We start from the raw sequence: 22,998 nt of genomic DNA on the forward strand, positions 1-22,998 counted from the left end.
GCGGGCCGGATCGATATCCCCTCGCCGCCGGGTGGCCTTGCCTTAGCGCAGCGCCTTCTGCCCACCGGCGGCGGTGATGACGCCGACGATGATCAGCCCTGTCAGCACCAGGCGGACGCCGACGCTGACGCCGAATGTGTTGAGCATGGTCAACAGCAGCACCAGGAACAGCGCCGCGCCCCAGACCCCCGGCACATTGGCCTTGCCGCCCGCCACCGACGTGCCGCCGATGACGACGACCGCGATCGAGGCCAGCAGATACTCATTGCCGATATCGACATTGGCGCCGCGGAAATAGCCGGCGAGCAGTGCGCCGTCGAGGCCGCCGAGCGCGCCCGACAGCGTGTAGGTGAGGAAGCGGGTGCGGCCGACATTGACGCCGGCCAGCCAGGCAGCGCGGATGTTCTGGCCGATCGCCAGCACCGAGCGTCCGTAGATCATGCGCTGCAAAACGATGCCGGCGCCGATGGTGAACAGCACGGTGAGGATCGCCAGCACCGGGATGCCGAAGACCTGCCAGTTGGTGAAATCGGCAAAGCCCGGCGGCGGCTTGATCTGCAGGCCCCGCCCATAGCTGATATCGACCGACTGGATGACGAAGCTGGCCGACAGCGTCGCGATGATCGGCGGAATGCGCAGCGCCCAGATCAGCAGATAGTTGACGGCGCCGATCGCCATGCCGCAGGCAAGCGCTGCCAGCAGGCCGACCGCGATCATCGCATCATTGCCGTCCATGACCTTCATGGCGACGGCGCTGGCAAGGCCGATATTGGCCGGCAGCGACAGGTCGACATTGCCCGGCCCGAGCGTGATGACGAACATCTGCCCGACGCCGACGATGACCGTGAAGACGGCGAGCGACAGCGCCGCCGTGATCATGCCGCCGCCGCCATAGCCGCCGGTGAAGGCGATGGTCGCCAGCCACACTAGCAGCGCCCCGAAGAACGACCAGATCCAGGGTCTGGCGAGCAGTGTCCGCAGCGAAGCCATGCTCACCTCTCCCTGCGGCTGATCAGCACCCGCGCCGCCAGCACGATGATCAGGATGGCGCCATTGGCGGCGACCTGCCAGTCGGGCGGAATGTGCATGAACGTCAAGAGGGGCGATGCCGCCAGCGCCAGCGTCAGCGCGCCGATGACGGCGCCGATCGGCGACACCCGGCCGCCGACGAACTCGCCGCCGCCGAGGATGACGCCGGCGATCGAAAGCAGCGTGTAGCCATTGCCGATATTGGCATCGGCCGAGGTGGTGATGCCGATCAGCGCCATGCCGGACAAAACGCCGAACAGGCCGGTCAGCGCAAACAGCGCGATCTTGGTGCGCAGCAGCGACCAGCCGGCGCGTTTGAGTGCGGCTGAATTGCCGCCCGATCCACGCAGGATGACGCCGTAGGAGGTGCGCATCAGGCCAAAGTGGACGACGGCTGCGATCAGCAATGCCGCGATGATCGGGAACGGAATGAAGGGTGGCTTGAAGGCCATCAGCGCCAGCAGCCAGTCCGGCGCCTTGCCGCCGGGCTTGGGCAGGATCAGGATGGCCATGCCCTGCCAGACAAAACTCATGCCGAGCGTCACCACGATAGAGGGCAGGTTGCGCAGATGGATCAGCGCGCCGAGCAGCGCGTAGACGCCGATCGACCCGAGCAGGATCACGACGCCGAGCAGCGGCGCGTCCTTCAGCCATGTCGCCGTCACGCAGCCGACGAAGCCGACAAAGGTGCCAATCGACAGATCGAGCTCGTTGCCGGCGATGACGAACATCTGCGCGATCGTCGCCAGAGCGATCGGGATCGCCAGATTGAGCATCAGGCTGAAACCGAAATAGCTGATGGCGCGCGGGTTGAGCCAGGCGATGGCGATGAGCACCAGCGCCAGCGACAGTGCCGGCAGCAGGCTGCGCAGCATGCGCGCCCGCCTCGTGGCGCGAGCCGAAGATTTTAGCCCATTCTCGACGGATACCGCTGTCATCTCAGGCCGCATCGCCGAACGACGACTGGATGATCTTTTCCTCCGTCAGTTCGTCGCGACGAAGGTTGGCGACGATCCGGCCGTTCTTGAACACATAGATGTGGTCGCAATTGTCGAGCTCTTCGGTTTCGGTGGTGTACCAGAGGAAAGTGCGGCCATGGCGAGCCTCCTCGCGCACCAGGTCGTAGACTTCGAGCTTGGTGCCGATGTCGACGCCGCGCATCGGATCGTCCATCAGCACGATCTTGGCGTCGGAGCCGAGCGCCCGCGCGAACAGCGCCTTCTGCTGGTTGCCGCCGGACAGCGAGAAGATGTTGTTGTTCATGTCGGGCGTACGGATGCCGATTTTCCGCTGCCACAGCTCGGCGAGCTCGGCTTCGCGCTGCGGCGAGATCAAGAGGCCGTTGCGCAATCGCGCCAGCGAACGGATGCCAATGTTCTCGGCAATCGACCATTGCGGAAAAATCCCGTCCGACTGGCGGTCGCCGGCAACCAGCGCCACCGGCGCGGTGACCTCGATGCCGGTCTTGGCACGGGAAGCCGCAGCAAAGATAGCCAGCAAAAGATCGGTCTGCCCATGCCCGGCAAGTCCGGCAAGACCGATGATCTCACCGGCACGGGCGACGAGCTCGTTGCCGTCCTGCTGTCGCGCCGGGCGCGCCCGGACCCGCAGCGGGCCGGGCTCCGGCTTGCCGCTCGCAATCTCTGCGGCGGTCTTCTCGCGCGCCTCCGCTCCGCCCATCGCCGTCACCAGCCTGTCGCGGTCGAAGGCGTCGGCCTGCCCGGCGGCGACCACCTTGCCGTCGCGCATCACCACGATGCGGTCGGCATTTCCGAGCACTTCGCCCAACACATGCGAGATCAGGATGCAGCTCTTGCCGGCGGCGATGAAGCGGCGCACGAACGCCAGCAGCTGGCCGGCGGTATGCGCGTCGAGCGAGGATGTCGGCTCGTCGAGGATAACCAGCTCGAGCGGCTCCTGCGTGACCGTGAAGGCGCGCGCCACCTCCACCATCTGCCGGCTGGTGATGGAAAGATCACCGACGATGTCGGATGCCGAGATGCTGTGGCCGGGGAAGATCTCGTCGAGCTTGGCGGCGATCAGATCGGCCGCCTTGCGCCGCCAGCCGAAGCCATGCAGCGACGCGTGGTTGATCCGCGTGTTCTCGGCGACGCTGAGGTTCGGGCAGAGCGACAGCTCCTGGAACACACAGCGTATGCCGAGCTGCTGCGCGCGCGGCACCGAATAACTTGCCTCGACACCGCCGCGGACCGCGATCTGCCCGCTGTCGGGGGCAAGCGTGCCCGCCACCATATGCATGAGCGTCGATTTTCCGGCGCCGTTATGGCCGACGAGACCGACGCATTCTCCGGCACAAACGCTGAAATCGACACCGGCGAGCGCCCTGACGGCGCCGAAATGTTTTTCGGCTCCGTCCAGTCTTATGATGTCCAAACTGACGGCGCCGAAAAGCTTTTCGGCGCCGTCCGGCATGATGATGTCTGCATTGGCCTCGGGCATCCCTCAACGATACCCGTTTATCCGTGGCGGCAACAATAGTGCCATGCTCACTTGATGTTGGCCTTGATCGCCGCGATGGCGTCTTCCTGCGTGTATTCGTGGCTGGCGACGCCGCCCTTCGGAATCTTCGGCAGCGCGGCCTCGAAATCGTCCTGGGTGAAGGCAAGATAGGGCACCAGCAGGTCGTGCGGCACGTCGGTGCGGCCGTCGAGCACCTGCTGCGCCACCCAGAAGGCAAGCGTCGATACGCCCGGTGCGATCGATGCCGACCAGGTCTGGTAACCGTCCTTTTCCTTCTGCTCCTTCCACCACTGCAACTCGTCCTGGCGATTGCCCATGATGATGGTCGGGCGTGGCTTGCCGGCGGCGGCGAAAGCCTGCGCCGCGCCGTAGCCGTCACCGCCCTGGTCGACGACCCCGACAACATCCGGCAGCGAAGGCAGGATCGTCGCTACGGCTTTCTGTGCCGTGGTCTGGTCCCAGTCGCCGGTCACCGAGCCGACGATCTTGAACTCGGGATGGGCAGCGACGCCTTCGAGGATGCCGGCATGGATGGCATCGTCGATCGAGGTGCCGGCGAGGCCGCGGATTTCCAGCAGGTTGCCGCCCTTGGGCTGGAACTTGGCCATCTGCTCGACTTCCTGCTTGCCCATGTCCTTGAAGTCGACAACGACGCGGTAGGCGCAGGGTTCGGTGACGATGCCGTCGAAGGAGACGACGACGATGCCGGCGTCGCAGGCCTGCTTGATGGCGCCGTTGAGCGCATCCGGAGACGCCGCGTTGATGACGATCGCGTCATAGCCCTGCAGGATCAGGTTCTGCACCTGGGCTGCCTGCGTCGGCACTTCCTTGTCGGCCGTCGTGAAGACGTCCGCGGCGCCGACCACCTTGTCGGCAACCGCCTTCTTGGTAACGATGGCGTAGCTGTCCAGCATCGCCTGCCGCCAGGAATTGCCGGCGTAATTGTTGGAGAAGGCGATTTTCTTGCCGCTGGTGTCGGCAAGCGCTGTACCTGCGGCGAGCATCGCCGCAAGAGCCCCCAAAACGAATATTTTCCTCATGTCATACTCCTCCCGTGAGTTGCTGTCTTACTGGTGGTTAATGGCTGGCTGGTGGGTATTGGCTGATACGCTCACAATCTTGTTTTTTATCTATTATCAGACAAATGCAGATAGGCGGCAAGCTGTCAACAGCAATCCATGGCCGGCGATCAACTTGCGGTGCAATCATTGAAACCGGTTCGGCTCCTGGTCTAGGGATGGCACTGGAGACCGATCGAATGGCAACGAACCTTGCCCCGGGTGCACCCGGCATTCCGGCGCGCTGGACCTCGAGCGCCAAGAGCGGCGTCGGCACCGCGCTGTCGCCGGCCTGCCCGATCTGGTTCACCATCAGCCACGGTATCCTCAACGAGATCTACTACCCGCGCCTCGATAGCGCCTGCACCCGCGACCTGGGGCTGATCGTCACCGGACCCGACGGCTATTTCTCGGAAGAAAAACGCGACGCCGAACACAGTATCGAACCCCTGGCGGACGGGGTGCCTGCCTACCGGCTGGTCAACACCGCAAGCGATGGAACCTACAGGATCGACAAGCGCATCCTGACGGATCCGGAACGTCCCGTCTTGCTGCAGGAGATCATGTTCACGCCGCTCAAAGGCGCGGGCGCCGACTACCGCGTCTACGCGCTGCTGGCACCGCACCTCGTCAACGCCGGCATGGGCAACACCGCCTGGATCGACGACCATGAAGGACAGCCTGTCCTGTTTGCATCGGGACGCGGCACCTGCCTGGCGCTCGCCTCGTCGCTGCCGTGGAAGGTGTGCTCGGCCGGCTATGTCGGCGTCTCCGACGGCTGGCAGCAGCTTCGTCAAGGCGGCCGGCTCGATCCGGCCTGCCGCAGGGCCGAGGACGGCAATGTCGCGCTGACCGGCGAGATCGCCTTTTCGGCTGCGAACCCCAAAATATTGCTGGCACTGGGCTTCGGCACGACGCCGCAACAGGCGGCGGAAACTGCTTTCGCCAGCCTGAAGCAAGGTTTTGGGCCCGCAGCCAGATCCTACGTCGACAAATGGCGCAAATGGCAGGCCGGATTGCTGCCGCTGGACCGGCATGCGGCGTCCGGCCTCAACAGCTACCGCCTCAGCACGGCGGTGCTGGCGGCACACCGCTCGTCTGCCGGAGCAGCCGTTGCCAGCCTGTCGATCCCGTGGGGCTTCAACAAGGGCGACGACGACCTCGGCGGCTATCACCTGGTCTGGCCGCGCGATCTGGTCGAAACCGCCGGCGGCTTCCTCGCCGCCGGCGACCCGGCGGAAGCCTTGCGCATCCTTGGCTATCTGCGCGCGATCCAGGAGCCGGACGGCCGTTGGCCGCAGAACGCCTGGCTCGACGGATCGGCCTATTGGCCGGGCATCCAGATGGACGAATGCGCCTTCCCGCTGCTGCTTGCCGACGCACTGCGCCGCGCCGGCCATTTGCCGCCTGCCGCACTCTCCTCCTTCATGCCGATGATCGAGCGCGCTGCCGCCTATGTCGTGCGCAACGGCCCCGTCACCGGCGAGGACCGCTGGGAGGAAGACGCCGGCTACAGCCCGTTCACGCTTGCCGTCGAGATCGCCGCATTGCTAGCGGCTGCGGACATCTTCGATGCCGCCGGCAAAACAGAGCCGGCAAACTATCTGCGCGAAACCGCCGATGTCTGGAACGATCAGATCGAACGCTGGACCTACGTCGCCGGTAGCTCCTCAGGCGATGAAGCCGGCGTCGAGGGCCACTATGTCCGCATTGCGCCGCCCGACAAAGCCGGCGCGGCATCGCCGAAAGACGGCTACGTCCCGATCAAGAACCGCCCGCCGGCGGATACGGACCGGCCGGCCGAGGCGATCGTCAGCCCCGATGCGCTGGCGCTGGTCCGCTTCGGCTTGCGGGCAGCCGACGATCCGCGCATCCTCGACACGGTCAAGGTCATCGACGCGCAATTGCGCTGCGAACTGCCGCAGGGCCCGCTCTGGTACCGCTACAATGGCGATGGCTATGGCGAGCATGCCGACGGCGCGCCCTTCGATGGAACCGGCCGGGGCCGGCCCTGGCCGCTGCTGGTCGGCGAGCGCGCTCATTACGAGCTGGCGGCAGGCCGCAGGGATAGTGCGGCAAGCCTGCTCAGGACGTTCGAGAACTCTGCCGGATCGGGCGGCCTGCTACCGGAGCAGGTCTGGGACGGTCCCGACATGCCGGAGCGCGAATTGCGGCATGGCGGGCCCTCCGGCAGCGCCAAGCCGCTGGTCTGGGCGCATTCCGAGCACATCAAGCTGCTGCGGTCGCTGCGCGACGGCACGGTGTTCGACATGCCGCCGCAAGGCGTCAAGCGCTATATCGAGGGCAGGACGGTGTCGCGCTTCAGGGCATGGCGCTTCAACCACAAGATCCGTACCATCCCGGCAGGCAAGGCGCTGCGCATCGAACTTCTGGCCCGGGCGCTGGTTCATTGGAGCAGCGACAATTGGGCAACCGTCCATGACACCGAGACCACCGCGAATGCTTTCGGCATCCATCTTGCGGAATTGCCGGTTGCCGAGATTGCTCCGGGCAATAGCCCGGGCAATAGCATTGTCTTCACTTTCTTCTGGCCCGATAGCGGCCATTGGGAGAATGCTGACTTTTCTGTCGGCATCGGCGATACCGGATAGAGCATGATCCCGCAAAGTGGAGACCGGTTTTCGGAAAAGATCATGCTTCAATCACAGCGCCACTAGATCATCGATCCCTCAAGTAAGGCAGGACGAGACTATGCAGATAGGAATGATGGGACTGGGCCGGATGGGCGCCAACATGGTTCGGCGCCTGCTGCGTGATGGCCACGAATGCGTCGTCTACGATATCAACCCGGCGAGCGTCGCCGCGCTTGTGAGCGCCGGCGCGGTCGGAGCCGCCTCGATGGAGGAGTTCGTCGGCAAGCTGGCGAAGCCGCGCAGCGCCTGGCTGATGCTGCCTGCGGCGATCACCGGCAAGATCGTCGACCAGGTGGCTGCCCTGATGGAGCCGGGCGACATCATCATAGACGGCGGCAATTCCTATTATCACGAGGCCGTCGACCACGCCGCGCGCCTCGCCTTGAAAGGCTTGAGCTATGTCGATGTCGGCACCAGCGGCGGCGTCTGGGGCCTCGAGCGCGGCTACTGCCTGATGATCGGCGGCCCCGACAGCGCGGTCCAGCATCTCGATCCGGTCTTCGCAACGCTGGCGCCGGGCGCCGACGCCGCTTCGCCCGCCCCTGGCAAGGATGCCGGAACCGCTCCCTTCGGCTATCTCCACTGCGGACCAAGCGGCGCCGGCCATTTCGTCAAGATGGTCCATAACGGCATCGAATATGGCGTCATGGCCGCCTATGCCGAAGGCATGAACATCCTGAAGTCGGCGAATGCCGGCAAACGGCAGCGCACCGTCGACGCCGAAACCAGCCCGCTGGAAAACCCGCAATATTACCAGTTCGACATCGACATCGCTGAAGTGGCCGAGGTCTGGCGGCACGGCAGCGTCATCGGCTCGTGGCTGCTCGACCTGACGGCCGGCGTACTGAAGGCCGATTCGTCGTTGACGCAGTTCGGCGGGCGGGTCTCGGATTCCGGCGAAGGCCGCTGGACGCTGAAGGCGGCGATCGACACCGGCGTGCCGGCGCCGGTGCTGTCCTCGGCGCTGTTCGACAGGTTCTCCTCGCAAGGCGAATCCGAATTCGCCGACAAGCTTCTGTCCGCCATGCGCTATGCCTTTGGCGGCCATGTCGAAAAACCCAAAGCCGGCTCGTGACGGGCGACAGGGAGGCACGCCCATGAGCCAGGAACGATCGGACACGCTGGTGCTTTTCGGCGCCACCGGCGATCTCGCCCACAAGAAGATCTTCCCCGCCCTTTACGCCATGGTGGCCAAAGGGACGCTGAACGAGCCGGTGATCGGCGTCGCCTTCGATCCCTGGGACCTCGCCAAGCTGCAGGCGCGCGCCCGCGACGGCATCGTCAACGCCTTGGGCAGCATCGACGACAAGATCTTTGCCAGGCTTGCATCGCTGCTGCGCTATGTCAGCGGCGACTATCGGGCGCCTGCGACCTTCGAGAAGCTGAAGACCGCGCTCGGCAGCGCTGAGCGGCCGCTGCACTATCTGGCGGTGCCGCCGGCGATGTTCGAGGTGGTCGTCCAGGGGCTGGAGCAGTCGGGCGCCGCCCAGGGCGCGCGCCTGATGGTGGAAAAGCCGTTTGGCCACGATCTGCAATCGGCGCGCTGGCTGAACCGGGTGCTGCATCTGGTCTTCGACGAGAAGTCGATCTTCCGCATCGACCATTATCTCGGCAAGGAGGCGATCCAGAACCTGCTCTATTTCCGCTTCGCCAATTCCTTCCTCGAGCCGATCTGGAACCGCAATTACGTCGAGAGCGTGCAGATCACCATGGCCGAGGATTTCGGCGTCGAGGGCCGCGGCCGCTTCTATGACGAGGTCGGCTGCATTCGCGACGTCATCGAAAACCATCTGCTCAACATCCTCTTGCTGCTCGCCATGGAACCGCCGGTCGGCCGCTCGGCCGACGATCTCATCGACGAGAAGGTGCAGGTCCTGCGGGCGATCCGGACGCTGACCAGGGACGATGTGGTGCGCGGCCAGTTCGACGGCTATCTCAACGAGCCGGGCGTGGCGCCGAACTCGCCGGTCGAGACCTTCGCGGCGGTGCGCTTTTTCGTCGATACCTGGCGCTGGCAGGATGTGCCGTTCTTCATTCGCGCCGGCAAATCCCTGCCGGTGCACGCCACCGAGGTCATCGTGCGGCTGAAGCGGCCGCCGCTCGACGTCTTCGATCCGATCAAGCCCGGCGACTGCAATCACGTGCGCTTCCGCATCGATCCGCAGGTGGCGATCTCGATCGGCGCCCGGCGCAAGGCACCCGGCGATGACATGGTCGGTGAGCAGGTCGAGCTCACCGCGCTCGACGATTCGAAGGGCGACATGCCGCCTTACGAGCGGTTGATCGGCGACGCCATGAACGGCAACGGCCAGCTGTTCACCCGCCAGGACGCCAGCGAGCTCGCCTGGCGCATCGTCGGCCCGGTGCTCGGCGACACCACGCCGCCCCCTGTCTACGCGCCAAAGACGTGGGGGCCGGCCGAAGCCATGGCTGGATTCGGGCCGCCGAACGGCTGGATCAATCCAGCGAAATGATTTCTGGGAGGCGAAAGCGATGGCCAAGGCGGTGAAGCAACCGGCATCGGAGGAAGAAAAGATCGTGCTTGCGATCGATATCGGCGGCTCGCACGTCAAGATCCGCACCAGCGCCGGCGGCGACGAGCGCAAGACCGCTTCCGGACCGGAGCTTACGCCGCAGCAGATGGTCGCGGCGGTGAAGACGCTCGCCGAAGGGCTGCACTACGATGTCGTCTCGATGGGCTATCCGGGCCCGGTGCACCACAACCGGCCGCTGACCGAACCCGCCAATCTCGGCAAGGGCTGGGTCGGCTGCGATTTCGCCGCCGAGTTCGGCAAACCGGTCAAGGTCGTTAACGATGCGCTCATGCAGGCCATCGGCAGTTATGAGGGCGGCCGCATGCTGTTCCTTGGCCTCGGCACCGGCCTGGGGGCCGCGATGATCGTTGATAACGTTGCCCAGCCGATGGAGCTTGCCCATCTTCCCTACAAGAAGCGCGGCAGTTTCGAAGACTATGTCGGCGAACGCGGCCTGCAAAAGCGCGGCAAGAAGAAATGGCGCAAACACGTCTTCGACGTGGTCGACCGGCTTCGCGCCGCCATGCAGCCGGATTACGTGGTCATCGGCGGCGGCAATGTCGACGAACTCACCGACTTGCCCGCCGATTGCAGACGCGGCGACAACACACGCGCCTTCGAGGGCGGATTTCGACTATGGCGCGACAAATCCCTGATTATTTGATATTGCTGATTGTCTGATATTATCGAGCACCGGCTCAGGGTTGTTAATCCCGCGCTGCCGTTAGTATTATTATTCAAAATAATGTGTGACGTGGTGCGGCGTCATTGCATTGCGCAGATTTGCCGACTAGGAATTTCTGCGACCCCCATGGACGGAGAGATAGATTGACCGACGACAACAACAACGCTCGCAAACACATCGACCTGCTCGAGCTGACCGCCCATATCGTCTCCGCATACGTCGAGAAGAACCGCTTGCCGGCTTCCGGCCTCGGCGATCTCATCGCCAGCGTCAGCGCTTCCATAGGCGGCCTCGGGCAACCGGCTGTGCCGGTCGCCGCGCCGCTGACGCCTGCCGTCAATCCCAAGAAATCGGTGACGCCGGACTACATCATCTGTCTCGAGGACGGCAAGAAGTTCAAATCCTTGAAGCGCCATATCGGCGTTCATTTCGGGCTGACGCCCGACGCCTATCGCGCCAAATGGGGCCTGCCGTCGGACTACCCGATGGTCGCCCCCAACTACGCAGCCTCGCGTTCGCAGCTGGCCAAGGCGATCGGCCTCGGCCGCAAAGCCCCCCCGCCCACGCCCGTCAAGGGCCGGGGCAGGAAGGCTAAGGCGACGGCCTAAAGCATCGTTCGAAGCCCTGCAAACGCAAGCCTCGAAGATTGGCGGGACAGCGCCCCCCTCTGTCCTGCCGGACATCTCCCCCTCAAGGGGGGAGATCAGCTGCCTCGCCGATGGCGCTACTCTTTAAACGTACAAATCTTTGAACGTACAAATTGCCTTCGAAGCCGGAGACTGGCGAAGGACGTCGCGACGTCCGATCTCCCCCTTTGAGGGGGAGATGTCCGGCAGGACAGAGGGGGGCGCGAAGGAACTCGACCTGCGCGCCAAATAACCCTCTCCATCTCCGCCGAGCGTGGTTGCCGCCTGCAATTGGTATGGCAGCCTGAAAAAAGCTGGAGCCAGGCCGGATTTTTGCGCGCGCCTCCGGCCGAACTGCGCTAAAGGCTCTTTTGGCCGGACCAGCGCCCATCGTGGAAGTGCCCCGCCGGCCGACATCGCCGCCACGGGGCCTTATTCCATGACCACAGAATCCCAAGTACCATCCGACCAGCGCTATGCCGCCTTTCGCCACCGGCCGTTCCTGAGCTACTGGGCGGCGCGCTTCCTCTCGACATTCTCCACCCAGATCGTGTCGGTCGCCGTCGGCTGGCAGATCTACGATCTCACCCGCGACCCGTTCGACCTCGGCCTTGTCGGCATCGTCCAGTTCCTGCCTTCGCTGCTGCTGGTGCTGGTCACCGGCGACGTTGCCGATCGTTTCGGGCGCCGGCTGATCATGGCGCTGGCGGTGCTGGTCGAGGCGGGCTGCGCCTTGGCCCTGCTGCTGCTGACGCTACGCGGCCTCTCCGGGCCGATGCCGGTCTTCATCGTGCTCGCCATGTTCGGCATCGCGCGCGCCTTCTTCGGGCCGGCCTCCTCATCGCTGTTCGCCAATCTGGTGCCGCCCGAGGATTTCGCCAACGCCATCGCCTGGAACTCGTCCGCCTGGCAGACGGCAACCATCGTCGGGCCGGTCGCCGGCGGCCTGCTCTACGGGCTTTCAGCCGAAGCCGCGTACACCACCGCCGCCGTGCTGATGCTGGTTGCCGCCGTGCTGATCTTCACCATCCCTAAGCCTGCCCAGCGCAGCCGGACCGACAGGCCGACGGTACAGACCCTGTTCGCCGGCTTCGGCTATATCTGGAGCGAAAAGATCGTGCTCGGCGCGATTTCGCTCGATCTGTTTGCGGTGCTCCTGTCCGGCGCCTCGGCGCTGCTGCCGGTCTACGCGCGCGATATCCTCGAACTCGGCCCATGGGGGCTCGGCCTGTTGCGCTCGGCGCCCGGCGTCGGCGCCATCTGCGTCGCCATCTGGCTGGCCGGACACCCGATCCGCAACCATGCCGGCCTTGTCATGCTCGGCTTCGTCGCGCTGTTCGGCGCGTTCACGGTTCTGTTCGGCCTCTCGACCATCACCTGGCTGTCGATTGCGGCCCTTGCGCTGCTCGGCGCCACCGACATGTTCAGCGTCTATATCCGCGAGACGCTGATCCAGCTGTGGACGCCGGACGACGTTCGCGGCCGCGTCAACGCTGTCAACCAGGTGTTTGTCGGCGCTTCCAATGAGCTCGGCGAATTCCGCGCCGGTACCATGGCGGCGTTGATCGGCACGGTTCCGGCCGTGGTGGTCGGGGGTGTCGGGGCGATCGCTGTTGCCGGCCTGTGGGCGGTGCTGTTCCCGCAGCTGCGCAAGGTGCGTCATCTCAGGGGGCGAAACTGATTACCGCAGCGCCGGCTTGCCGAAAATCATCGGCAGGAACTCGCCGAGCCAGCGCTTGAGGTGCATGTCCCAGATCAGCCGGCCGCCGAGATGGTCGCGACCGGGCTGCGCGCCGGGCAGTTCGAAGCGGTGCGCGCCGCGCACCACCCAGCGCTGCATCATCGCCCGGGTCAATTCGCCATGGAACTGAATGCCCCAGGCATTGTCGCCATAGCGGAAGGCCTGGTTGGGATAGGTTTCGGCCGTCGCCAAAAGCGTCGCGTCCTTCGGCAGCGAAAAGCCTTCGCGATGGAACTGATAGACCATCTCCGGCCAATGCATCAGCCTGCTGCCCGCTTCGGTCGCCTTCAGCGGATACCAGCCGATTTCGACGAGGCCCTCGCCATGGCCCTCGACCCTGCCGCCGAGATGCTTGACCAGCATTTGCGCGCCGAGGCAGATGCCAAGCAGCGGCCGGTTCTCGTTGAGCGGAATTTTGAGCCAGTCGGTCTCGCGGCGGACGAACTCGTCGCCGTCATTGGCGCTCATCGGCCCGCCGAACACCACGGCGCCGGCATGGCCATCCAGCGTCTGCGGCAAGGCCTCGCCGAGCGGCGGTCGGCGGATGTCGAGATCGAAGCCTTCCTCGATAAGCATATGGCCGACCCGTCCGGGGCTCGAATGCTCCTGATGCAGCACGATCAGGATCTTTGGTCTCGGACTTGGCTTGGGCGGCATTGGAAGGCGGGATCCTGTCTATTCGTCGCTTGAGGTTCCGGCAGCACCAGGAGCCGCGGCGGCCGCCTTGAGGCGCGCCTCGACACGGTCGCGACGTTCGACGCCGATCAGCTCGGCGACCCGCCACACGGTATTGTCCTCGAGCTCGTGCAGCTCGCCATCGGCATAGACGATCTCCCACATCAGGCCGATGAAGGCCTTTCGCGCCTCGGCGTCGAGATGGCGCTTGAGCACGCTGGTGAAAGCGTAGAGGTCGATCGCCTCATTGTCGGCCCGCTCGCCGGCAGCCGCCAATGCGTCGAGTTCGTCGCCGCTGATCGAGTAGCTTTCCGCCAGCACCTTCTTGAACCGTTCCCATTCGGTATCCTGGCGCACCCCGTCGGCGTTCATCACGTGGAAAAGCAGGGCGGACGCGGCAATGCGCGGATCGTCGGCGCTGGGGCTGGCGCCACCACCGGACGGCAGATCCCTTAGAAACGACAAAACGCGTTCGAACATCAAATCATTCCCAATAAGCCCGGGTCCACTCGACCCTGATCAGAACAAACGAAACCGGCGCGTCGATTTATCCGCCGCGTCGTCTGGATCGACGCCGGGGTCGTCGGGCAGCCGCGTCAGCTCCTGCGCCGGCTCGACGGCCTCGGCATCTTCCGGCACTTGGGCAAACGCCGCCGCGGTGATTGGTGTCACATGATCCTCGCCGGCACGGTCGTCCGTCTTCTCCTCGGTCGCTGTGCCCGGTGTCTCCGCCGTGTGCTCGATCGTCCCGGCTCTTTCCTGTACCGGCCTGGCTGGAGCCGCGATGGCCGGCACCGGCGCCTCCGGCGTATCCTCATGACCGTCGATCAACTGTCCGAGCCGCTCCATCGGCGCCCGCCATTCGAATGCGTCGAGCCTGCCGGTGATCGGCGATATCGGAGCCCAGCGCTCGGAGACGACGCCGTCGGCGACCCAGGCCGGGTCGCGCGGCGCTCTCACCGCTTTCGACAGCAACTGCCGCACCTTGCCCTGGTCGGCGGTTTCGGCCTCCTCGATATCGGCCAGCAGCAGATAGGCGCCTTCGCGGCGATCGATGCGGATGGCGGCTTCAGCCTCCCGACGGGCGGTTGAAAACTCCTGGGCATCGAGCGCGGCGCGCGCCACGGCCAGCGAGGCCTCGGCATGGTTCTTCTTCAGTTCCTGCAGCTTCTTTGCCCGGTTCAGCCGGTCGAGCACGGCATCGCCCGGCCTGGCATGAATGTAGAGTTCGGCGATCTCCGGATGGGGCTCGGCCTTCCACGCCGCCTCGAGGATTTTCGAGCCCTTGCGCACGTCGTTCTGCCGAAACAGCAATTTCGCCGCGACGACCGCCGCCGGCGCGAAATCCGGCCGCAGCCGGTTGCCTTCCAGAGCCGCCGTCCGGGCGGCATTAGCATCGCTGTCGATCAGCGCCTGCGCCTTGGCGGTAAGCAGCACGGCGCGGCGCCGGTTGGCGGCGTCACGCTCGATCTGCCGGGTCGACTTCTGGGCGTCGACCAGTTTCAGCGCGCCATCCCAGTCGCCGCGTCCGGTCAGGTCTTCCAGCGTCGATTCGGCCGCCCAGGCCAGTTGCGGCGCCACCGCCGCGGCACGGCCGGCATAGTGGCGGGCTGCGTTGCGGTCGCCGAGCCGCTCGGCCTCGAGATAAAGCCCGCGCAGGCCGAGCAGCCGCATTTCGGGATCATCGAGCATGGTCTCGAACTTTTCGCGGGCGCCTTCATGGTCGCCTTCGAGCAGCGAGGCCTGCGCGTCGAGCAGCTGGATCAGTGGCTCCTGATCGGAGCGGATCAGCTTTGCCGCTTCCTTGGTCTTCTTGCGGGCGAGCGCGCCGTCACCGGCGCCGGCGGCGATCATCCCGGTCGACAGCGCCTGGTAGCCGCGGTCGCGGCGACGCACGCGGAAATAGCGCGAGATCGTATAGGGGCTGTTCCACAGCGCCTTGACCAGCCACCAGACGATCATCACCGCGGCAACCACGGCAACGACCGCCACCGCCGCGACCATCAGGCTGACCTGGTATTGATAGCCGTTGAAGGTGACGAGCATTTCGCCCGGCCGGTCGGCCAGCCAGGCGAAGCCGAGCCCGAGCGCAAAGACGGCGGCAAGGAAGGCGAGGATGCGGATCATTGGGTTCCTCACGCCTTCATCGCGCCGGCGATGAGCGAATCGATCTGCGTCTCGACCTCCATCCGCGCTTTCAGCTTGCCGGCAAAGTCGGCGCCGGCGGCCTTGGCCGCCTCAGGCAGGGTTTCGTATTCGCTGAGCGCCTTGGCGTAGTCGCCCTGGTTGACCGCGACCTCCATGCGCGCGACGGTTTCCGGAACGCCGGTGCCTTCGACGGCGCCGATCGGCCTGACCTTGACCAGCGATTCGGCGCTGGACAGCAGCTTCTGCAGGATGCCGGCATTCTGGTCGATGGGCGTCGCGGCAGCGACCATCGCGTTGGCGGCGCCGTCCGCTTCGGCGGCGATCTCGGAGCGCATCGGGACGCCCTTTTCGGCATAGGTGCGCAACGTCGCGATCTCGGGTGCATCGGGTGAGATCGCGGCAAAGGTTTCGAGCTCGGCTGCGAACGGTGCACCGCGGTCGAGCGCTGCCTTGAGCGCCGAAGCGGCAATGGCCAGTGCGATCTTCGGCTGCGAAGCCTGTGCATCGACCTTGCCCGAGATCTGTGAAACCGACTGTTCCAGGGCCGCAAGCCGGCTGTCCTGCGCCTTTGTCGTCTCGCCGGCCGATTTCACCAGCGCATCGAGCGCGGCCAGCCTTTCGTTGAGCGGGCCGAGATCGACCGGCGCCGTACCGCCGGCCTTGCCGAGGGCCGCGACCGCCGTCTCGATCTGCCTTACCTTGTCGCCAAGTGCTGCCAGGCCGGCATTGTCGCCGGAACCGCCTTGCTCGACCGCCGACTTCAACGTCGCAACGTCCGCCCTGACCTGATCCAGCGCCGACGACAGCCCGTCCACCTTGGCCGATGCGTCATTGTTGGCGCCCGCCTGTCTGAGGTCCGCGACCTCGCGTTTCAGCGAAACGATCTCACCATTGACCGCGTCGAGCGACACGCCGCCCGACCCCGGCGCACCGAGCAGGCCGGCAAATTGCAGCCCGCCGGCCGCGGCGAGGGCGATGACGCCGCCGATAATACCGGCGGCGATGCCGTTGATGCCGCTTCGCTTCGGCAGCGCTGCCATATGGTCGTCCCTCGTCTCAGCTGTCTTCTCGCCGGAACCTGGGATCCCCGGTTCGTTGGCCCCGGTTCCGCTGGATGCATCTTCGAAACTGTAGTCGGAAACCGTGGAGCGCCCGGCCGGCGCATCCGAACCGGCGGGATAAGGGGTTTCCGCTTCCCTGGCAGAATCGACGCCGGCATCCGCCGGCTCTTGCGTGCCGGCCGGCGCGGCTGCGTCGGCATGTTCCCATGGCTCGAGATCGGTCTGGTCCGCATGCACCGGCTCTTCAGGTGGCTCCGGCTGCGAGGCGTTCGCCGCTTCCTCGGCCCGCGCCTCGTCGGTCTGCGAGGTCACGGCATCCTGTTCGTCGGCGACTCGCGAGACGGCGCCAGGCTCAAGCTCGATGGTCACCGGCTCACGGCGGCTCTTGGAATGCCGCATCTTCGGCGTCTTGACCATGCTCGGGCTCCGCAAAATTCGCTTCGGGATGGTTTGAAGGGTCTAGCACATCACCAAGCGGTGAAAAGGGGCGGCGTGATGACGCCACGGCCTGGAGTTCAGTTTCGGCAAAACGCCGCAGGGCCGAATCCACGTTTCAAGCCAAGGCCCATGCTCGGCACACAAAAAACCCGCCTCGGCGGGCGGGTCGTTGGAGCCAATTAGCACCATAACTAGATTAGTAGCATAGCTGCCGGCACAAAGCAAGAACAAAATGTGCCCGAGCGCAGTCATCCACGTTGGCACTGCCCCTCATCACCCTGCCGGGCACTTCTCCCCGTATAGTGACGGGGAGAAGGGCTCTCACGAGTCCAGACGCTTCTTCTGCAACGCTGGAGGTTGGCGAAATCCTCGGCGAAGGCACCCTCTCCCCGTCACTATACGGGGAGACGATGCCGGCAGGCAGGTGAGGGGCGGCGCCAACCTTTGGAACAAGCTGGCACAGAGCAGCGGCGGATGCCGGTCAGCGCGACGCCTGCAAAAGTCCCAGCAGCGCGTCCTCGCTGGGCTCAGGCGCAATCCGGATCTCGGCGACATCGCCCAAGGCCGCGGCGATGCGCCCCGATAATCCGAAAAAGCGCGTTTTTTCAAAAACACCGCGCAGCACCGGCCGGCTAGCCAGGGCCTGCATAGCGGTGGCCGCCTTGGCCGAATAGAGCAGCACCGCCTCGACCGGCCGGGCGGACAGGCGCGCAAGAACGGCCTCGTCGGAGTAATCCAGGACAACGGTGTCGTAGCTCTCGACGGCGCGGACCTGAACGCCCGACGCCAACAGCCCTTCCTCGAAGTCGGGAAATCGCACCCGCCCGCAGAGATAGACGATCGTCTGCCCCGCGTAACCGCCAGCAAGCGCATCGGCCAGCGCCTCGGCATTGCCGGGGCCTTCGCTGACCGACAGAAACCCGGCAGCGCGGGCGGCTTCCGCCGTCTTCCTGCCGACGGCGTGGCACGGCAAGCCGGCGAGCGCCGCGATGACCTCTTTCGGCGCATGGCGAACGGCATTGGCGCTGGTGACCGCGACCGCCGCGGCGTCAGCGGGCGCGCCGGCATCGACCGGCAGCGCCACGGTTCCGGTCAATGGCAGCAGGATCGGCTGAAAGCCGGCATCCGCAAGCCGGCGCCCCGTGCGCGACGCGCCCGGTTCGGGCCTCGTCACAAGGACGCGGAGCATGTCAGGTCCAGCCATCGAAGAATGTTTCGCCGGCCTTGGCCCGAACGGTCGCCGCGGCTTCCGCGCCAATGCGCGCCGCCTCCTGCGCCGGCCCTTGCAGCCTGACTTCATGCGACTGCGTGCCATCGGGCGAGATGATCAGCCCGGCAAAGGAAACCGTTCCGCCCGATATCGTCGCATGTCCGGCGATCGGCGTGCGGCAGGACCCGTCGAGCGCCGCCAGGAAGGCGCGCTCGCAGGCCAGCGCCTCGCCGGTCGGCCCGTCGTGGATCGCTGCCAGCATCTGTTCCACGTCGCGGTCTCCGATGCGGCTTTCGATGCAGATCGCGCCTTGCCCCGGCGCCGGCGGAAAGACCTCGAGCGGCATCAGGTCGGTGACGACGTCTTCGAGCCCGAGCCGCTTCAGCCCGGCATAGGCGAGGATGGTGCCATCGGCGATGCCGTCGTCGAGCTTGCGCAGCCGCGTCTGCACATTGCCGCGAAACATCACCACTTCGACGTCCGGCCGCATCCGCCGGATCAGCGCCTGGCGCCGCAGCGACGACGAACCGACCCTGGCGCCTTGCGGCAGGCCGGCAATCGTTCGCGCCGCCTTGCCGATGAAGGCATCGCGCGCGTCCTCGCGCGGCAGGAACGCGGACAGGTCCAGCCCCTCGGGCAACAGCGTCGGCATGTCCTTCGACGAATGCACGGCGATGTCGATGCGGCGCGCCAGCAGCGCCTCCTCGATCTCCTTGGTGAACAGGCCCTTGCCGCCGGCTTCCGACAGCGGCCGGTCCTGGATGCGGTCGCCGCTGGTCGAGATGACGACCACCTCGAAAGCTTCCGCCGGCATGCCATGCGCCGCCATCAGTCGCGCCTGCGTTTCATGCGCCTGCGCCAGCGCCAGCGGGCTGCCGCGTGTTCCGATTTTCAAGGTTGTTTGCATGACGCGCCGTCCGTGATAACCCCCGGCAGGTTTTCGGGTTTTCTCCTATCGGGGAAAGGCCGACAGTACAATCTGTACGATTTTTGGACAGCGACGAATTGATCCGCGTTCTGGGCATCGAGACGAGTTGCGACGAGACCGCCGCCAGCGTGGTGGCGCTGGACGGTCGCAGCACGCCGCAAATCCTGTCGAACATCGTGCTCAGCCAGATCGAGGAGCATGCCGCTTTCGGCGGCGTCGTGCCGGAGATCGCCGCGCGCGCCCATGTCGAGGCGCTCGACGGCATCATCGAGGCAGCGCTGGCCGATTCCGGCGTCGACCTCGCCGACATCGATGCGATTGCCGCCACCGCCGGCCCCGGTCTTGTCGGCGGGCTGATCGTCGGCCTGATGACGGCCAAAGCAATCGCCGCGGCAGCCAAAAAACCGCTGATCGCCATCAACCATCTCGAAGGCCACGCGCTGACGGCCAGGTTGACCGACGGGCTCGACTTTCCCTACCTCTTGCTGCTGGTCTCCGGCGGCCATACCCAGATCGTCGCCGTGCGCGGCGTCGGCGACTACCAGCGCTGGGCGACGACGATCGATGACGCGCTTGGCGAGGCCTTCGACAAGACGGCCAAGATGCTCGGCCTGCCCTATCCGGGCGGACCGAATGTCGAGAAGGCGGCGGCAAATGGCGATGCGGCCCGTTTTGACTTTCCGCGCCCGATGAAGGGCTCGGTGCAGCCCGATTTGTCCTTCTCCGGCCTCAAGACCGCGGTCCGCCAGGCAGCCACCGCGATCGCCCCGCTGAGCGACCAGGATGTTGCCGATATCTGCGCCTCGTTCCAGGCGGCGGTGGCGGATGCGCTGGGCGACCGTGTTGCGCGGGCGCTGACCCGGTTCCGTCAGCAATTCCCGGACAAGGCCGAGCCTGCATTGGTTGTCGCCGGCGGCGTGGCCGCCAATCGGACCATCAAGGCGACATTGCAGGGCCTGTGCGAGCAGGCCGGGTTCAGCTTCGTCGCGCCGCCGCTTAACCTCTGCACCGACAATGCGGCGATGATCGCCTGGGCCGGCATCGAGCGCCTGCGCGCCGGCATATCAGGTGAAAACGCCGCCGATTTCGTGCCGCGCTCGCGCTGGCCGCTGGACAGCGTCTCGGCCCCGATGGTCGGCTCGGGCCGGCGTGGGGCCAAGGCATGACCGGCAGCGGGCACAAGGCGCCAAGCGGCTGGCGCGTCGCCGTGCTCGGCGGCGGCGCCTGGGGCACGGCGCTGGCGCTGGCCACGCTGCGCGCCGGTCATTTCGTCCGCCTCTATGCGCGCGACCCGGAGACCGTCGCGGCGGTCGACCGTGGCGAAAATCCGCGCTATCTGCCGGGCATCGCGCTCGATCCCGGCATCGTGGCGACGAGCGACATCGAGGCGGCGCTCGACGGTGCCGACTGCGTTCTGGCGGTAGCGCCGGCGCAATCGTTGCGAATTATGCTGACGGCCGCGTCCAGCCATATGCCGAAAGGCGTCCCGCTGGTCCTCTGCGCCAAGGGCATCGAGCGCGACACCGGCGCGCTGCTATCGTCCATCACCGAGGAAATACTGCCGGCAAATCCGGTCGCCGCTTTGTCCGGCCCAAGCTTTGCCACCGACGTCGCCAGGGGCCTGCCGACGGCCGTCGTGGTCGCCGCCCGCGACGAGGCTCTGGCCACCGACCTTGCCGCCCGCTTTTCGGCGGAAAATCTGCGCTGTTATTCGAGCGACGATCTAATCGGCGTCGAGATCGGCGGCGCGCTGAAGAACGTCTTTGCCATTGCCGCGGGTGCCGTCACCGGCGCCGGGCTCGGTGCCAGCGCCCAGGCGGCGATGGTGACGCGCGGCTTCGTCGAATTGCGCCGCATCGGCGCCGCCTTTGGCGCCAGGCCGGAGACGCTGATGGGGCTTTCCGGCCTCGGCGACCTGCTGCTCACCTGCTCGTCCGCGCAGTCGCGCAATTTCGCCTATGGGCTGGCGCTGGGGCAAGGCAAGCCGCTAGCCGGCCTGCCTTTGGCCGAAGGCGTGCCGACGGCGGCAATCGCCGCCCGCATCGCCGGCGAGCGCCGGATCGACGCGCCGATAATCGCCGCCGTCGCCGCCATACTGGACGGCACCATAACCATAGACCAGGCTGTGTCGGCGTTGATGACAAGGCCACTCAAGACCGAAACCGACATGTAATCGCGAACGATTGCGGAGATGGAAGATGCTGTTTGCGTTGATTTGCAAGGACAAGCCAGGAAGGCTGCAGGTGCGGCTCGATACGCGGCCCAAGCACCTTGCCTTCCTGGAAGGGCTGAACGGCGACAAGAAATTGGCCTTCGCCGGCCCGTTCCTCGACGCCGACGGCAAGCCGAACGGCACTCTCGCCGTTGTCGAGGCGCCCGATCTGGCTGCGGCAAAAGCCCTGTCGGCGGCCGATCCCTATACCAAGGCAGGGCTGTTCGAAAGCGTCGAAATCCGGCAGTGGAACTGGAGCTTCAACAAGCCGGCGGATATCTGATGCATGTCGCGCAAAAGTGTGCAGCGGTTTTGTGATAACGACATGCATACAACAAGAACCTAAAGCGCGTCGCATGAGGCCGGTCGAACGCGACGCGCTTTTAGTCGCGGCGGCACCCTGAGGAGGAGCAACACAATGAACTACTGGCTGTTCAAATCCGAACCTTCGGTCTTCTCCTTCGAGGACCTCAAGGCCAAGGGCAAGGCCGGCACGCAATGGGACGGCGTGCGCAATTATGCGGCGCGCAACAACATGAAGGCGATGCAGATCGGCGATCTCGGCTTCTTCTACCATTCCAATGACGGGCTGGACATCGTCGGCATCGCCGAAGTCTGCGCTCTGGCCCATCAGGACAGCACCACCGACGATCCCCGCTGGGAGTGCGTCGACATCCGCGCCTTCAAGGCCATGCCGAAGCCGGTGACGCTGGAGCAAGCCAAGGCCAATCAAAAGCTGGCCGACATGGCGCTGGTGCGGCTCGGGCGGCTGTCTGTGCAGCCGGTGACGCCGGCCGAATGGCAAGAGGTTTGCCGCATGGGCGGCCTGACGCCGGCGCCATGACGGCGCTGACGCCGGACAGCGCCAGGAAATTCATCCTCGACAACACGGCGCTGATGGCGCCGCCACATGTGCCGGAGATCCGCCTGCACCTGGCCGACGAGGCGTACGAACTGTGGCGGCGGACCGAGGACGAGCTGACCGAAATCGGCCTGCCGCCGCCCTTCTGGGCTTTTGCCTGGGCCGGCGGCCAAGGCCTTGCCCGCTACATCCTCGACAATCCGGCGGCGGTGCGCGGCAAGCGCGTGCTGGACTTCGCCTCCGGCTCCGGCCTTGTCGCCATTGCCGCGGTGAAGGCCGGAGCTGCCGAGGTGATCGCCGCCGATATCGACCCATTCTGCGCGACCGCGATCCGCCTCAATGCCGAGGCAAATGGGACCGAGATAAAATTCCTCATCGGCGACTGCATCGGCAGCGATGCCGGCTGGGACTTGGTGCTGGCCGGCGACGTCTTCTACGACAAAACTTTCGCCGACAGGCTGATGCCATGGTTCGTCGCGCTGAAGGCGCGCGGCGGCGACATCCTCGTCGGCGATCCCGGCCGTTTCTATCTGCCGAGGGCGGGACTGGAACCGCTTGCCGTCTATGAAGTGGCGGTGACCCGGGCGCTGGAGGACGCCGAGGTCAAGCGCACCACCGTCTGGCGCCTTGCTTGACGGCATCGCCGAACAGGCGTT

General features: G+C 65.7%; 21 protein-coding genes. 11 read left to right on the forward strand and 10 right to left on the reverse strand.

Features of this window, described 5'->3' with window-relative positions:
• Nucleotides 1–42: 42 nt before the first annotated feature.
• From NKI70_RS06050 to NKI70_RS06065, 4 genes are all read right to left on the reverse strand, one after another.
• Nucleotides 43–990, reverse strand: a complete 948-nt coding sequence (locus NKI70_RS06050) for an ABC transporter permease (RefSeq protein ID WP_023678189.1) — start codon at nucleotides 988–990, stop codon at nucleotides 43–45.
• 2 nt (nucleotides 991–992) lie between these two features.
• Entirely contained in the window at nucleotides 993–1,967 is a 975-nt protein-coding gene (locus NKI70_RS06055; protein ID WP_023678190.1) for an ABC transporter permease, read from the reverse strand.
• Nucleotide 1,968: 1 nt separating this feature from the next.
• A complete protein-coding gene (locus NKI70_RS06060; protein WP_352574915.1) occupies nucleotides 1,969–3,462 on the reverse strand; it encodes a sugar ABC transporter ATP-binding protein in 1,494 nt (497 codons plus the stop codon).
• Nucleotides 3,463–3,536: 74 nt separating this feature from the next.
• Entirely contained in the window at nucleotides 3,537–4,550 is a 1,014-nt protein-coding gene (locus NKI70_RS06065) for an ABC transporter substrate-binding protein (protein ID WP_352574532.1), read from the reverse strand.
• 218 nt (nucleotides 4,551–4,768) lie between these two features.
• On the opposite strand from NKI70_RS06065, the gene NKI70_RS06070 reads away from it, so the two are divergent.
• The 6 genes from NKI70_RS06070 to NKI70_RS06095 all read left to right on the forward strand — a co-directional run bounded on the left by NKI70_RS06070 (nucleotide 4,769) and on the right by NKI70_RS06095 (nucleotide 12,748).
• Nucleotides 4,769–7,180 carry a glucan 1,4-alpha-glucosidase gene (locus NKI70_RS06070; protein ID WP_352574530.1) on the forward strand — a complete coding sequence of 804 codons (2,412 nt, stop codon included), beginning with the start codon at nucleotides 4,769–4,771 and terminating at the stop codon, nucleotides 7,178–7,180.
• A 100-nt stretch (nucleotides 7,181–7,280) separates the two neighbouring features.
• Nucleotides 7,281–8,297 carry a phosphogluconate dehydrogenase (NAD(+)-dependent, decarboxylating) gene (gnd, locus tag NKI70_RS06075; protein ID WP_352569460.1) on the forward strand — a complete coding sequence of 339 codons (1,017 nt, stop codon included), beginning with the start codon at nucleotides 7,281–7,283 and terminating at the stop codon, nucleotides 8,295–8,297.
• Nucleotides 8,298–8,319: 22 nt separating this feature from the next.
• Nucleotides 8,320–9,696: a glucose-6-phosphate dehydrogenase gene (gene zwf, locus NKI70_RS06080; RefSeq protein ID WP_352451309.1), complete on the forward strand. Its 1,377-nt coding sequence runs from the start codon at nucleotides 8,320–8,322 to the stop codon at nucleotides 9,694–9,696.
• A gap of 19 nt (nucleotides 9,697–9,715) precedes the next feature.
• Nucleotides 9,716–10,420, forward strand: a complete 705-nt coding sequence (locus tag NKI70_RS06085) for an ROK family protein (protein WP_352623014.1) — start codon at nucleotides 9,716–9,718, stop codon at nucleotides 10,418–10,420.
• A 164-nt stretch (nucleotides 10,421–10,584) separates the two neighbouring features.
• Nucleotides 10,585–11,049, forward strand: coding sequence for a Ros/MucR family transcriptional regulator (locus tag NKI70_RS06090; protein WP_023678197.1), 465 nt, complete (start codon nucleotides 10,585–10,587; stop codon nucleotides 11,047–11,049).
• A gap of 457 nt (nucleotides 11,050–11,506) precedes the next feature.
• A complete protein-coding gene (locus NKI70_RS06095; protein ID WP_023678198.1) occupies nucleotides 11,507–12,748 on the forward strand; it encodes an MFS transporter in 1,242 nt (413 codons plus the stop codon).
• On the opposite strand, the gene NKI70_RS06100 is transcribed toward NKI70_RS06095, so the two are convergent.
• The 6 genes from NKI70_RS06100 to hemC all read right to left on the reverse strand — a co-directional run bounded on the left by NKI70_RS06100 (nucleotide 12,749) and on the right by hemC (nucleotide 19,247).
• On the reverse strand, nucleotides 12,749–13,465 hold the full coding sequence (locus tag NKI70_RS06100; protein ID WP_292657163.1) for a glutamine amidotransferase: 717 nt from the start codon (nucleotides 13,463–13,465) through the stop codon (nucleotides 12,749–12,751).
• 18 nt (nucleotides 13,466–13,483) lie between these two features.
• Complete coding sequence (locus tag NKI70_RS06105) at nucleotides 13,484–13,963, reverse strand: tellurite resistance TerB family protein (protein ID WP_023678200.1); 480 nt, start codon at nucleotides 13,961–13,963, stop codon at nucleotides 13,484–13,486.
• A gap of 39 nt (nucleotides 13,964–14,002) precedes the next feature.
• Complete coding sequence (locus NKI70_RS06110; protein WP_352578132.1) at nucleotides 14,003–15,610, reverse strand: heme biosynthesis protein HemY; 1,608 nt, start codon at nucleotides 15,608–15,610, stop codon at nucleotides 14,003–14,005.
• Between the two features lie 8 nt (nucleotides 15,611–15,618).
• Nucleotides 15,619–17,109, reverse strand: coding sequence for a COG4223 family protein (locus NKI70_RS06115; protein ID WP_352696953.1), 1,491 nt, complete (start codon nucleotides 17,107–17,109; stop codon nucleotides 15,619–15,621).
• A 502-nt stretch (nucleotides 17,110–17,611) separates the two neighbouring features.
• Nucleotides 17,612–18,319 (reverse strand): uroporphyrinogen-III synthase, encoded by a 708-nt coding sequence (locus tag NKI70_RS06120; protein ID WP_352578130.1) that lies wholly within the window; start codon nucleotides 18,317–18,319, stop codon nucleotides 17,612–17,614.
• Nucleotide 18,320: 1 nt separating this feature from the next.
• Nucleotides 18,321–19,247 carry a hydroxymethylbilane synthase gene (gene hemC / locus NKI70_RS06125; RefSeq protein WP_352696955.1) on the reverse strand — a complete coding sequence of 309 codons (927 nt, stop codon included), beginning with the start codon at nucleotides 19,245–19,247 and terminating at the stop codon, nucleotides 18,321–18,323.
• 101 nt (nucleotides 19,248–19,348) lie between these two features.
• Here hemC and tsaD point away from each other — a divergent pair, with 101 nt between their 5' ends.
• From tsaD to NKI70_RS06150, 5 genes are all read left to right on the forward strand, one after another.
• Nucleotides 19,349–20,434 carry a tRNA (adenosine(37)-N6)-threonylcarbamoyltransferase complex transferase subunit TsaD gene (gene tsaD / locus NKI70_RS06130; protein ID WP_352697078.1) on the forward strand — a complete coding sequence of 362 codons (1,086 nt, stop codon included), beginning with the start codon at nucleotides 19,349–19,351 and terminating at the stop codon, nucleotides 20,432–20,434.
• A complete protein-coding gene (locus NKI70_RS06135; RefSeq protein WP_352623010.1) occupies nucleotides 20,431–21,441 on the forward strand; it encodes an NAD(P)H-dependent glycerol-3-phosphate dehydrogenase in 1,011 nt (336 codons plus the stop codon). Before tsaD ends, NKI70_RS06135 begins: the two co-directional genes overlap by 4 nt.
• A gap of 25 nt (nucleotides 21,442–21,466) precedes the next feature.
• A complete protein-coding gene (locus tag NKI70_RS06140) occupies nucleotides 21,467–21,763 on the forward strand; it encodes a YciI-like protein (RefSeq protein WP_352509118.1) in 297 nt (98 codons plus the stop codon).
• Nucleotides 21,764–21,898: 135 nt separating this feature from the next.
• The gene (locus NKI70_RS06145) at nucleotides 21,899–22,324 is read left to right on the forward strand and encodes an EVE domain-containing protein (protein ID WP_352456302.1); all 426 of its coding nucleotides are present in this window, start codon (nucleotides 21,899–21,901) and stop codon (nucleotides 22,322–22,324) included.
• On the forward strand, nucleotides 22,321–22,977 hold the full coding sequence (locus NKI70_RS06150) for a class I SAM-dependent methyltransferase (RefSeq protein ID WP_352697080.1): 657 nt from the start codon (nucleotides 22,321–22,323) through the stop codon (nucleotides 22,975–22,977). Before NKI70_RS06145 ends, NKI70_RS06150 begins: the two co-directional genes overlap by 4 nt.
• Nucleotides 22,978–22,998 lie beyond the last annotated feature (21 nt).

It is taken from the genome of Mesorhizobium sp. M0500 (genome assembly GCF_040321165.1).
In the GTDB taxonomy this organism is placed as follows: domain Bacteria; phylum Pseudomonadota; class Alphaproteobacteria; order Rhizobiales; family Rhizobiaceae; genus Mesorhizobium.

Bases quoted from the DNA above. Each gene is read 5' to 3' on its own strand.
- NKI70_RS06050 (WP_023678189.1), bottom strand. From the start codon at position 990: ATGGCTTCGCTGCGGACACTGCTCGCCAGACCCTGGATCTGGTCGTTC.
- NKI70_RS06055 (WP_023678190.1), bottom strand. From the start codon at position 1,967: ATGACAGCGGTATCCGTCGAGAATGGGCTAAAATCTTCGGCTCGCGCC.
- NKI70_RS06060 (WP_352574915.1), bottom strand. From the start codon at position 3,462: ATGCCGGACGGCGCCGAAAAGCTTTTCGGCGCCGTCAGTTTGGACATC.
- NKI70_RS06065 (WP_352574532.1), bottom strand. From the start codon at position 4,550: ATGAGGAAAATATTCGTTTTGGGGGCTCTTGCGGCGATGCTCGCCGCA.
- NKI70_RS06070 (WP_352574530.1), top strand. From the start codon at position 4,769: ATGGCAACGAACCTTGCCCCGGGTGCACCCGGCATTCCGGCGCGCTGG.
- gnd (WP_352569460.1), top strand. From the start codon at position 7,281: ATGCAGATAGGAATGATGGGACTGGGCCGGATGGGCGCCAACATGGTT.
- zwf (WP_352451309.1), top strand. From the start codon at position 8,320: ATGAGCCAGGAACGATCGGACACGCTGGTGCTTTTCGGCGCCACCGGC.
- NKI70_RS06085 (WP_352623014.1), top strand. From the start codon at position 9,716: ATGGCCAAGGCGGTGAAGCAACCGGCATCGGAGGAAGAAAAGATCGTG.
- NKI70_RS06095 (WP_023678198.1), top strand. From the start codon at position 11,507: ATGACCACAGAATCCCAAGTACCATCCGACCAGCGCTATGCCGCCTTT.
- NKI70_RS06100 (WP_292657163.1), bottom strand. From the start codon at position 13,465: ATGCCGCCCAAGCCAAGTCCGAGACCAAAGATCCTGATCGTGCTGCAT.
- NKI70_RS06105 (WP_023678200.1), bottom strand. From the start codon at position 13,963: ATGTTCGAACGCGTTTTGTCGTTTCTAAGGGATCTGCCGTCCGGTGGT.
- NKI70_RS06110 (WP_352578132.1), bottom strand. From the start codon at position 15,610: ATGATCCGCATCCTCGCCTTCCTTGCCGCCGTCTTTGCGCTCGGGCTC.
- NKI70_RS06115 (WP_352696953.1), bottom strand. From the start codon at position 17,109: ATGGTCAAGACGCCGAAGATGCGGCATTCCAAGAGCCGCCGTGAGCCG.
- NKI70_RS06120 (WP_352578130.1), bottom strand. From the start codon at position 18,319: ATGCTCCGCGTCCTTGTGACGAGGCCCGAACCGGGCGCGTCGCGCACG.
- hemC (WP_352696955.1), bottom strand. From the start codon at position 19,247: ATGCAAACAACCTTGAAAATCGGAACACGCGGCAGCCCGCTGGCGCTG.
- NKI70_RS06135 (WP_352623010.1), top strand. From the start codon at position 20,431: ATGACCGGCAGCGGGCACAAGGCGCCAAGCGGCTGGCGCGTCGCCGTG.
- NKI70_RS06140 (WP_352509118.1), top strand. From the start codon at position 21,467: ATGCTGTTTGCGTTGATTTGCAAGGACAAGCCAGGAAGGCTGCAGGTG.
- NKI70_RS06145 (WP_352456302.1), top strand. From the start codon at position 21,899: ATGAACTACTGGCTGTTCAAATCCGAACCTTCGGTCTTCTCCTTCGAG.
- NKI70_RS06150 (WP_352697080.1), top strand. From the start codon at position 22,321: ATGACGGCGCTGACGCCGGACAGCGCCAGGAAATTCATCCTCGACAAC.